Source organism: Rhodococcus sp. IEGM 1305 (assembly GCF_030058635.1).
In the GTDB taxonomy this organism is placed as follows: domain Bacteria; phylum Actinomycetota; class Actinomycetes; order Mycobacteriales; family Mycobacteriaceae; genus Rhodococcus_F; species Rhodococcus_F opacus_D.
The window spans coordinates 52,270-63,329 of record NZ_JASHKX010000034.1 but is presented as its reverse complement, the minus strand read 5'-3'; the positions used below and the strand labels follow the sequence as shown (position 1 = coordinate 63,329).

Annotated in this window: 9 protein-coding genes; all 9 read right to left on the bottom strand. The window is 68.1% G+C overall.

What is annotated here, in order from left to right; all coding sequences use genetic code 11:
• Positions 1 to 862: amino acid permease (locus tag QM693_RS30280; RefSeq protein WP_283354185.1), on the bottom strand; the 862-nt coding region annotated here is incomplete at its 3' end.
• A 154-nt stretch (positions 863 to 1,016) separates the two neighbouring features.
• Positions 1,017 to 1,559, bottom strand: a complete 543-nt coding sequence (locus tag QM693_RS30275) for a DUF779 domain-containing protein (RefSeq protein ID WP_283354184.1) — start codon at positions 1,557 to 1,559, stop codon at positions 1,017 to 1,019.
• The gene (gene adh, locus QM693_RS30270) at positions 1,559 to 3,082 is read right to left on the bottom strand and encodes an aldehyde dehydrogenase (protein WP_009479319.1); all 1,524 of its coding nucleotides are present in this window, start codon (positions 3,080 to 3,082) and stop codon (positions 1,559 to 1,561) included. Before adh ends, QM693_RS30275 begins: the two co-directional genes overlap by 1 nt.
• Positions 3,083 to 3,157: 75 nt before the next feature.
• Complete coding sequence (locus QM693_RS30265) at positions 3,158 to 4,474, bottom strand: helix-turn-helix domain-containing protein (protein ID WP_283354183.1); 1,317 nt, start codon at positions 4,472 to 4,474, stop codon at positions 3,158 to 3,160.
• A 66-nt stretch (positions 4,475 to 4,540) separates the two neighbouring features.
• Complete coding sequence (mftG, locus tag QM693_RS30260) at positions 4,541 to 6,013, bottom strand: mycofactocin dehydrogenase MftG (RefSeq protein WP_283354182.1); 1,473 nt, start codon at positions 6,011 to 6,013, stop codon at positions 4,541 to 4,543.
• Positions 6,013 to 7,413, bottom strand: a complete 1,401-nt coding sequence (gene mftF / locus QM693_RS30255; protein WP_283332949.1) for a mycofactocin biosynthesis glycosyltransferase MftF — start codon at positions 7,411 to 7,413, stop codon at positions 6,013 to 6,015. The genes mftG and mftF overlap by 1 nt, the downstream gene beginning before the upstream one ends.
• Positions 7,414 to 7,519: 106 nt before the next feature.
• Positions 7,520 to 8,242 carry a mycofactocin biosynthesis peptidyl-dipeptidase MftE gene (mftE, locus tag QM693_RS30250; protein ID WP_283354181.1) on the bottom strand — a complete coding sequence of 241 codons (723 nt, stop codon included), beginning with the start codon at positions 8,240 to 8,242 and terminating at the stop codon, positions 7,520 to 7,522.
• 40 nt (positions 8,243 to 8,282) lie between these two features.
• Positions 8,283 to 10,244 carry a mycofactocin system FadH/OYE family oxidoreductase 2 gene (locus QM693_RS30245; RefSeq protein ID WP_283354180.1) on the bottom strand — a complete coding sequence of 654 codons (1,962 nt, stop codon included), beginning with the start codon at positions 10,242 to 10,244 and terminating at the stop codon, positions 8,283 to 8,285.
• Positions 10,241 to 11,053, bottom strand: coding sequence for a mycofactocin-coupled SDR family oxidoreductase (locus tag QM693_RS30240; RefSeq protein ID WP_283332946.1), 813 nt, complete (start codon positions 11,051 to 11,053; stop codon positions 10,241 to 10,243). Before QM693_RS30240 ends, QM693_RS30245 begins: the two co-directional genes overlap by 4 nt.
• Positions 11,054 to 11,060 lie beyond the last annotated feature (7 nt).

Genomic DNA, 11,060 nt, shown 5'->3' with positions numbered 1-11,060 from the left:
CGGCACCCAGCGCTCCGGTAGCGAGGAACAGGACAGTTGCCCCCGTGACGATGAGGATGAGCATGCTGATGATGATGCCGCGCGGCACGTTCTTCTCCGGCTCGCGGGCTTCCTCCGCGGCCAGCGGCACGCCTTCGACGGCGAGGAAGAACCAGATGGCGAATGGGACGGCCGCCCAGATTCCGAATGCGCCGAACGGCAGGAAACTCGACGCGCCCACCGCATCGGTCGCGGCGATGTCGGTGAGGTTGCCCGCGTCGAACAGACCGATCGCGGAGACCGCGAAGATCACGAGACCGACCAGTGCGATCGCCGTGATGACGAACATGGCCTTGAGTGCCTCGCCGGCGCCGGTCAGATGGATTCCGATGAAGATGGCGTAGACCGCCAGGTACACCCACCACCCGTCGGTGATACCGAACAGGTTCAGTGACTCGACGTAGCTGCCGATGAAGGTGGCGATGGCGGCGGGCGCGATCGCGTATTCGATGAGAATGGCCGTGCCGGTGGCGAATCCGCCCCACGGCCCGAGTGCGCGCCGCGCGAACGTGTAACCGCCGCCGGCGGCGGGCAGGGCGGACGACATCTCGGCCATGCCCAGCACCATGGCCAGGTACATGCCCGCGATGACGACACCGGCGATCAGCAGGCCGCCGAATCCACCCTCGGCCAGTCCGTTGTTCCATCCGGCGTAGTCGCCGGAGATCACGTAGCTGACACCGAGGCCGGCGAGCAGCACCCAGCCCGCCGAACCCTTACGGAGCGTGCGTTTTTCCAGGTAGCTGCTGTCTTCCGAGTGGAAATCGGCAGCATCGTGATGTTGACCGGTTCCGGAATTCTTGGATGGTTCTACGAGTGACATTCCGTCCCCTACGTCGATCCGAATGGTGCCTCGTCCGCACCGCTCGGGGAGCGGAATCGAACGGCCGAGGCCAATGGTGAACGAGTTGTGTACACGTCGTGTCAGCAGAACGTGACCGCGACGTAAAAACCTGGGTCGTAGCGCGCTTCGGGTGCTATGGGACCGGGCGGCGGGCGGGCACGGGACATGCGTCGACGGCTTCGGCGACCACTTGTGGTTCGAGGGACGGGGCGGGCCTCCAGCCCTGCTCCCACCGCTGGCCCACGATGACCTCCTCCGCGGCGAGGCTGGTGTTCTCCTCCGGGGTGAAGGCCCGTGCACGACTGAGAAAGCGCATGCCTTCGGGACTTTCCAGGCTGAATCCCGATCCGCGGCCGGGCACCACGTCGAGCACCAGCTGAGTGTGCTTCCACGCCTCGAACTGCGAACCGGAGATCCACACGGGCACGGCATCGGCACCCTCGGCCCGGGTGGACGGGATCTCCCCGACACCGAGACGCAGGTCGAGGACGCCGAGCAGCACGTCGCGGTCGCCGACGATGAATTCACCGTCGGGGTAACACATCGGCGCGGAGCCGTCGCAGCACCCGCCGGACTGATGCATCATCAGCGCCCCGTGGGTACCGCCGAGGCGGCGGAGAAGCTCCACCGCCCCGGCGGTTGCCTTCAGGCGCTGAGGCGCCCGGGCTGCGTCCATCAGAAGAAGCCCTGAGCCTTCTGGGCGTAGCTGACCAGCAGGTTCTTCGTCTGCTGGTAGTGCTCGAGCATCATCAGGTGGTTCTCGCGGCCGATGCCGGACTGCTTGTAGCCACCGAACGCCGCATGCGCGGGGTACTGGTGGTACGTGTTGGTCCACACGCGCCCGGCCTGGATGTCACGTCCGGCCCGGTAGGCGACGCCACCGTCCCGCGACCACACGCCGGCGCCGAGGCCGTACAGCGTGTCGTTGGCGATCTCGATGGCCTGGTCGTAGTCCTTGAACGACGTGACGGAGACGACGGGACCGAAGATCTCCTCCTGGAAGATCCGCATCTTGTTCTGACCGGTGAAGATCGTCGGCTGCACGTAGTAGCCGCCGGACAGGTCGCCGCCGAGTTCGGCACGCTCACCGCCGGTGACGACCTTGGCGCCTTCGCCCTTGCCGATCTCGATGTACGACAGGATCTTCTCGAGCTGATCGTTCGAGGCCTGCGCACCGATCATCGTGTCGGTGTCGAGCGGGTCGCCCTGGCGGACGGCCTTGGTGCGGATGGCCGCCATCGCGAGGAACTCGTCGAAGATGTCCTCCTGGATCAGCGAACGCGACGGGCAGGTGCACACCTCGCCCTGGTTGAGGGCGAACATCGTGAAGCCCTCGAGCGCCTTGTCCTGGTAGTCGTCGTTGGAGGACAGCACGTCGGAGAAGAAGATGTTGGGGCTCTTGCCACCGAGTTCGAGGGTGACCGGGATCAGGTTCTGCGACGCGTACTGCATGATGAGCCGGCCCGTGGTGGTCTCGCCGGTGAACGCGATCTTCCGGATCCGCGGGCTCGAGGCGAGCGGCTTGCCCGCCTCCACACCGAAGCCGTTGACGATGTTCACCACACCGGCGGGCAGCAGGTCGCCGATGACGGAGATCAGGTGCAGGATCGACGCCGGGGTCTGCTCGGCGGGCTTGAGAACGACTGCGTTGCCCGCGGCGAGTGCGGGAGCGAGCTTCCACACGGCCATGAGGATCGGGAAGTTCCAGGGGATGATCTGGCCGACGACGCCGAGCGGCTCGTGGAAGTGGTAGGCGACGGTGTCGGAGTCGATCTCCGACAGTGCGCCTTCCTGCGCCCGGATCGCACCGGCGAAGTAGCGGAAGTGGTCGACGGCCAGCGGAATGTCGGCGTTCAGGGTCTCGCGGATCGGCTTGCCGTTGTCCCAGGACTCGGCGAGCGCGATGGACTCGAGGTTCTCCTCGATGCGGTCCGCGATCTTGTTCAGGATGATGGCGCGCTCCGCCACCGACGTCTTGCCCCAGGCCGGAGCCGCAGCGTGTGCGGCGTCGAGCGCAAGTTCGATGTCCTCGGACGTCGAACGCGCGACCTCGCAGAACGGCTGTCCGGTGACGGGTGTCGGATTCTCGAAGTACTGGCCCTTGACGGGCGCAACCCACTGGCCGCCGATCCAGTTGTCGTAACGCGATTGGAAGGACATGACGGCGTCCGGCGAACCCGGGCGGGCATACACGGTCATCGATAACTCCCTGGTGTCGTGAAACTCGGGTGGAACTGGGTGTGACTCACAACACTAGGGACCGTACCGTTGCAACTACGTTGCGTACTGCTGATCGAACAGATCGATCCTGGACTTGACCTGGGAATACAGGGGTGAACGCGGGTCGAGGCCCGCCAGATACGCCTCCCATGCGGCGACGTCCTCACGGCCGTGGACGGACGTGGTCCACTTGGCGAGCAACCGTTGATCACCTTCCCGCAGCAGCGCCGCCTGGACGCGTGCCCGCAACTCGTCGCGAAGATCCTCGACCCCGGGCGCCTCCGACCCGGGAAGGACCGGGCCCGAGTAGACGTCGAGGGCGGCGGTGAGCTCGCCACGGTCCAGGGCTCCGCGGACCTGCCGGACGTCCGAGGTCAATTCGGCGAGCAGCCGATAGGGCCGCGAACCGAGGTTTGCCGGACCGAAAACCTTACGCAGGCGCGACATCTCGGCACGAATGGTGACGGCGTCGAGTTCGTTCTCGTCGAGCAGGACCGCGAGGCGGTCGGAACTCAGGCCTTCGGGGTGCTCCGCCAGGAGCAGGAGGATCTCCGCGTGCCGCTGCGACAGCGGGATGCGTTCGGGCCCACGGACCAGTGTCGGCCGACCCGATCCCAGCACCTCCAACCGCAGTACCGTCTCGACGAGCGGGTGCGGTGAACGCAGCTGGTGCAGTCGCAGCTCCGCCTCGGCGGCCGCGACGGTCGCCCTGATCAGCGAGAGCACCTCGGGCACCGCCACCCGCGGACCACCGGTGATGTCGATGGCCCCGACGATCAGTCCGGTCGCGGGGTCGTGGACGGGCGCCGCCGAACAACTCCAGTCGTGCACCGAGCGGCTGAAATGCTCGGCACCGAAGATCTGCACGCAATGGTCGAGGGCCAGCGCGGTACCCGGGGCATTGGTGCCGACGGTGTCCTCACTCCAGTCGGCGCCCTCGACGAAGTTCATCTCCAGTGCGCGGTCCTTGGCGGACGAATCGCCCTCCACCCACAGCAGCTGACCCTTCTCGTCCGTGATGGCCACGAGCAGCCCGGTGTCGGCGGCGTCCTCGACGAGAAGCTTGCGGACCACCGGGCGGATGATCGACATCGGGTGGGACGCCCGGTACGTGGCGAGATCCGCGGTCGCCAGATCGACGGCGCGGGCCGACCCGTCCGGGTTCACTCCCTTGCTGGTGCTGCGCATCCACGAGTCGAGGATGACGGAACGGACGGAATTCCCGTCACCGTCCGGGGCACGACCGGCGGGTGCGTGACGCTCGACGAACAGTTGATGCGCCGACGACACCCTGCGCGCCAGCATCGCGACGTCGTCTCCCGGGCGCACGGCGACCCACGGATTGCCCCCTGTGGGCGGTTGACTTTGCATCGAACTCCTCCACGGCGTCTCTGCCTACTGTAACCCGCATCACACGGGCCCGTGTCGCCCCCTCGGTCACTCCCCCAGGAAGGTACTGACGCGCTCGGCGACCATCACCGCCGTGGCGTGCGGCCCACGGCTCGGGACCACCGGGAACACCGAGGTGTCGGCGATGGTCAGCCCTTCCATTCCGCGGACGTTGCACCACTCGTCCACCACCGCCTCCCCGTCGTCGCGTCCGCCCATCCGGCAACTGCCGCACAGGTGCAGCGACGTCCCCAGATGCGCGAGCACCGCGCGGTCGGATACCTCCTCGGACAGCGGCACGACCAACGGACCGAGCTCCCGCGAACGGAGCAGTTCCAGTCCGATGGCCTGCCCCTCGCGCAGCGCCCGGCGGTCGGCGGCCGATTGCGCGTAGCGGTATTCGATTCGGGGACGGTCCCGGCGGTGCCGCGACGTGAGCCGGATGTCGCCCCGGCTGTCCGTCACCATGAGCCCGATCCCGAGGACCGGGTCGGGCTGCCCGGATCCGGGGACGAGCACGTCGAACGGCGCCGTGTACGGACGGATCTCGAGGTCGCCGACATTCAGCACCGTTTCGACCACCGGACTGGTGTCGCTGCGGCGGAGCGTGTCCCGGATACGGTACGGCAGAGCCACTTCGGGGTGATCACTGAAATCGCTGCCGACACCGGGCGCGTCGAGTACGACGGGAATGTCGTTGTCCGTCAGGTGTTCTGCCGGTCCGATTCCCGAAAGCATCAGCAGCACAGGGGTTTCGACCGGACCTGCCGCCAGCACGACCCGACCGGTGCGGACCGTGCGCCGCACACCGTCCGACTCCACCTCCACCCCGATGGTCTCGTTACCGGAGAACAGAATTCGGACGACATCGGAATTCGCTTCGACCGCCAGATTGGGCCGCTCCCATGCCGGCAGCAGGTACGCCACTGCCGTACTGACACGGTGGCCGCCGTCGACGTTCAGGGGCACCGGACCGATCCCGCCTGCGCCCGCGCCGTTCTTGTCGGGTTCCTCGGGATGTCCTGCACCGAGCGCCGCGGCTCGGAACGCCGCGCTGATCTCGCTCAGCCGCTCCGCGGGCTGCCTGCGAACGGGCATCGGTCCGGTCGTGCCGTGCCGGGAGTCGTCGAAGTCGGCGTCACGCTCGAGTGCCCGGAAGGCCGGCAGCACGTTCTCGTATGACCACGACGCGGGCCAGTGCCGGAAATCCGCTTCCGTCCCACGGACGAAGTAGGCGCCGTTGACGGCGCCGGAACCGCCGAGGACGTGCCCCCGCACCATGGCCGAGGGAACGCTTCGTGCCAACTCCACGCCGTACGTCTCGGCGAACGCGCTGCCCGGACCGACCGGCAGCGTCCGGTAGTCGAGCACGGGACAGTCGGAGACCGTTCGGTAGCCGGGTCCGGACTCGAGGAGGAGGACCGATCGTCCGGGATTCTCGCTGAGCCTGGCGGCCACGACGCATCCACTCGAACCGCCGCCGACGACCACGACGTCGGCGGCGCGAATCGGATCGGCCACTACGACTTCAACCGGGGCTTCAATGCGTCGAGGTCGCGGGCCGTGATGGCGCCCTTCCAGAGCCCGGCGCCGTACGCGACGTCGTCGATCCGCTTGAACACCGTGTGCCGCACCGGTCCCAGCCCTCCGGGCTCCCGGTGGGTCACCCAGTCGGCGACGCCCTCGGCGACGGCGATCGCGAGCGCGATACGGCGAATCCGTTTCGACAGCAGCACCGCCAGCAGAGTGATCGGCCAATAGTGGCGACACATCGCGGACGCCAGTTGCCAGGCACCGCCGGCGAAGCCCTGGGCCGCGAGTATCGCGGCGATGCGGGTCGGCTGGTCGAGGCCGGTGAACATGCGGCGCAGGCGCAGCAGCATCATCGCGAGTGTGGCGACGGCGCCGAGCAGGCCGAGCCGGGTGCAGGTGGCGGCGGCGAGGCACGCGAAGAACGTCCACGGCGACATCGACAGCGGGGGAACCATCCCCGAATGCCTTGCCGCCAGCGGCGCCGCACCGGTTCCGTAGAACAGCTTGCGGTCGAACCACTTTCCGAACGTCACGCGGTGATCGTGCGCAACGTGAGCCACCGGCTCGTACCGCAGTCGCCAGCCGGACTCCTGGAGTCGCCAGCACAGGTCGACGTCCTCCGCCACGTGCATGGACTCGTCGAAGCCGCCGAATTCGTCGAGCACCTCGCGGCGGGCGATCATCGCGGCGCTCGGGACGTACGACACCGGGCCGCCGGACTGGACCGCGGACTCCTTACGTCCGAGGTCCAGGGAGGAGCGGGCGTGCTCGTACCGCGCGAGTGTGCTCGCCTCGGGTTCGAGCGCCACGATCCTCGGGGCGACGAGTGCGACCGCGGGATCGCTGAAGTGGCCGAGCATGACCTCGATCCAACCGGTGCGCGGCAGGACGTCGGAGTCGAGGAACGCCACGAACGGAGTTGCGGCGTAACGCAGACCGGTGTTCCGTGCCGCGGCCGGCCCCTTGGCCGTCTCGTGGCGCAGAACGGTGACGCGGCCACCGCACCCGTTCTGCAGCACGGGGGCGACGATCGGGACGTCGGATCCGTCGTCGACGACGACCACCTCGAGTCCGCGGAGCGAGGCCAGCACCCGGTGCAGCCCCGACGCGTTGTTCTTCACCGGAATGACAACGGTGACATCCCGGGGCGACGGAGTACTCATGGGGCGCGGGTTGGCGACCCCCGAATCGAGGAGGCGGCGTGCAACGACCGCGGACTGCGGATCGACGACCTCGAGGTAGCCGTCTCCGATCATGGCCGCCGCGGTGGGTGCCAGCTTCAGCATCCGAGTCGGCGAACCGCCGATGAGCACTCGACCTCCGGAATATGCGCGTACCTTGGGGTCGATTCGGATCCCGAATCCGTCGGGAAGTCGAGCTTGGCGCATCAGTCGATCGTAGGCGGATCGGAGAGCGCTGGCAGGGCATGCCGGAAATTAGTCGCGTCGGCATGCCGGAAATCCGCCCTCGGCAACTCGAGGACGCCCGTGCGGGTCATTGGAGCCTCCCATCGGCGCCCGGTTCCGACCGGAGCCTTCCATCGGGGCCCGGTTCCCACCGGGCCAGTGCCTTGGTGACTGCGTGGACGAGTACGCCGAAGATCTGCGCCCCCTCCGCGGCCGTAGCGCCCGTCGGGTCACCGAGCACGCCGTTGGCCGACACGGCGACCATACCGCCTTCGCGCAGTCTTGGCATCAACCTCGCAATAGGTTCCGTATTACCGGCTTCAGCCCTGGACAACCTCACCCGACCGGGTGAAAGGTGTAGCAACAAGGACGTTTCCGTACGCCCGGCATGGGCGTCCGCCCCGGGTACCGCACACGGCACCCACGCCACATCGCGGGCCTCGTACCGAAGCAAGGCGACAGCCTTGACCAGCGCGGGCCCGTTTCCGCCGTGCCCATTGACGAACAGCACACGGTCCGCCCACCGGCACGCGGACCTGCCGTACTCGACGAGCACACTTTCGAGCGCTTCCGCCCCGAGCGAGACCGTCCCGGGAAACCCCTCGTGCTCGCCGCTGGCGCCGTAGGCAATCGGGGGTGCCACCAGTACGTGCGGCAGCGCGCGGGACACGGCGTCGGCGATGGCGGTGTCGGTGTCGAGCGGCAGATGCGGTCCGTGCTGCTCGAGAGAGCCGACCGGGACCACGACCGTCGACACGCGGGACACGAGTTCGGGCCACACCGCGTCGTCGAGGTGTCCGGAATGGGGCATCCACCGATGCTAGGCGACTCGACACCGGCCGCTGCGCGCGCTATAGCGCGAGCGCGACCCGCTCCCCCTCGATGACGGCGGAATGCGCGCGCCGCGGAGCCAGGGCGTCGCCGACGCGATGAACCTCGATACCGCTGTCGGCCAGCTCTTTCCACAGATCGTCCTCCGGCTGCTGATGCGCCGAGGACACCACCCAGTCGACGGTGAGCTGTCGCAACTCACCGGTCGGGTGGTGCAGGAGCGTGACCGCGAGCCGCCCACCGTCTGCGGCTTCGCACCCGGTCGGCACCACGTCCGTCACCTGCGTGATGCCCTTGCCGTGCGCCCGCCGGTTCCATCCCTCGAGGTCCAGCGTGATGCCGAGATCCTGGCCGACGATCATCCCCGGTGTGCAGATCGTGACGGCACACCCGGCGTCGGCGACGAACTCCGCGACGGACGTGCCCTGATGGAATCCCAATTCGTCGACCACCAGCACCGTCCCGGCCGGACGCGCGCGGCCCTCCAACACGTCCCGCACGTCCACCACCCGGTCCGACGCGCCCGCCCAGCGCGGTCGGCGCGGACGCGCCCCGGTCGCGAGCACCACCACGTCGGGACGTCCCTGCACCAGTGCCCCGGCGGTCGCGTCGGTGCCGCTCCGCACGTCCACACCGCGCCGAGCGCATTCCGATTCCAGATCGACGACGAGGTCGAGGAACTCGCGGCGGCCCGGGACGACGGCAGCCGTCCGGATCTGGCCGCCGAGAACCGTCGCGCGTTCGAACAGCGTCACGTCGTGCCCCCGCTGCGCCGCGGTCGCCGCGGCCTTGAGCCCGGCCGGGCCACCGCCGACCACGAAGACCCGTCTGCCGGGAACGGTCGGTGCGGGCAGCAGGACCGATTCCCTGCCCGCGCGCGGGTTGACGACGCACCCGAGCCACCGGCCCAGCCCCATACGTCCGATGCATTCCTGATTGCACGCCAGGCACGTTCGGATGTTTTCTTCTTCGCCTGCCAGGGCCTTCGCCGCGAAGTCCGGGTCTGCGATCTGGCCGCGCACCACCCCGATCAGGTCGCAGTGCCCCTCGTCCAAAGCCTGGTCGGCGTGGTGCGGATCGGAGAATCGGCCGACGCCGACCACGGGAAGACCGACCCGTTGCCGGATGGCGTTCGGGACGAACAGCGCGTACCCGCGAGGGACGGCCATGGAGGCCTCGATCATGTGGAGCGTCTCGGTGGCCATCCCGATGGACGTGTTGATGTAGTCGACACGGCCGTCCGCCTCCACCAGAGCGGCCACCGCCACCGCCTCGTCGAGGCGGACTCCACCATCGAACAGATCCTCCCCCGCGAGCCTCACCCCGAGTGCGCGATCCGGACCGATCGCGGCACGCACGGCCTCGACGACCTCGAGGAGGAACCGGGCCCGATTCTCCAACGATCCCCCGTAACGGTCCGTGCGCTGATTCGTAGCAGGGGCGAGGAAGCTCCGCACCAGCGACGAATGGGAACACTGCAGTTCGATCCCGTCGAATCCGCCTCGGACACAGTGCTCGGCCACGCGCGCGTACCCGTCGACGAGGGTCCGGATCTCCCGCTGATCGACCTCCTTGGGAACTTCGCGGAACAGTGGATCGGGGACGGCGCTCGGCGCCCACAGCGGCCGCCGCGAGTACATGCTCGACCCCTGGCCGCCGTTGTGGTTGACCTGAGCCAGGATCGGGACACCGTGCTGGTGGACCGCGTCGGTGATCCGCCGGTACCCAGGGACGACCTCCGGCCGGTAGCCGGCGATCACCTTCTCGTACGGCCAGTCCCCCGGATGGGTCGCGTGCTCCTCGGAGATGATCAGGCCCGCACCGCCCTTCGCGCGCGCCGCATAGTAGGCGGCGTGCTGCGCGGTGGGCAGGCCGTCGACGGCGTACCCCGTGAGGTGCGCGGAGAAGACCACCCGATTGCGCAGAGTCAGCGGCCCCACGCGCAATCGGGTGAACAGGTGGCGGTACGCGGAGGTGCTCACACCTTGGTGTTGCCCATGTCGACGGCGACCTGACTGCCCGTGACCCTCCGCGAACCGTCACCGGCCAGCCACAGCACCGCATCGGTGATGTCGTCGGTGTCGGCCAGCGGATGCTCGGTGAGGATGGTGCCGAAGCTCGACAGGTAGTGCGGGTGCTTCTCGAGTATCACGAGGCTGCCCGGATCGGTGCCCATCGGAGTCTTCACCCCGTACGGGTGAACGGAGTTGACCCGAATCCCGTATTCACCCAGTTCCTTTGCCGCGGTCTGGGTCAGTCCGACGAGCCCGAACTTGGAGGCGGCGTAATTCGCCTGCCCCGGCAACGGCTTGATGCCCGCAACGGAGCTGATCACGATGATCGAACCCCCGCGACCTCCCTCGATCAGCGCAGGCACCGCAGCCTTCAGCGTCTTCCACGCCCCGGTGAGGTTCACGTCGATCAGCGTCTCCCACTGCTCGTCGGGCATCTCCCAGAAGCGATTCCAATTGCAGATCCCGGCGTTCGCGATCACGATGTCGAGCCGGCCGAACTGTTCGACTCCCCGGTCCACCACAGACTTCAGTTGCGCACTGTCACGCACGTCCGCCTGCTCGGCGAGAATCTTTCCGCCCTCGGATTCCACGAGCCGCACCGTCTCGGCCAGGTCGTCCGGCGTCGCCGGCTCGTAGCTGTTGTACTCCGACACCGGCCCGCAGATGTCCAAGGCGATGATCGCCGCACCTTCGCGCGCCAATCGCACCGCGTGCGTCCGCCCCTGCCCACGGGCAGCCCCGGTGATGAACGCGACCTTGTCGTCGAACTGTCCCATGAAATGT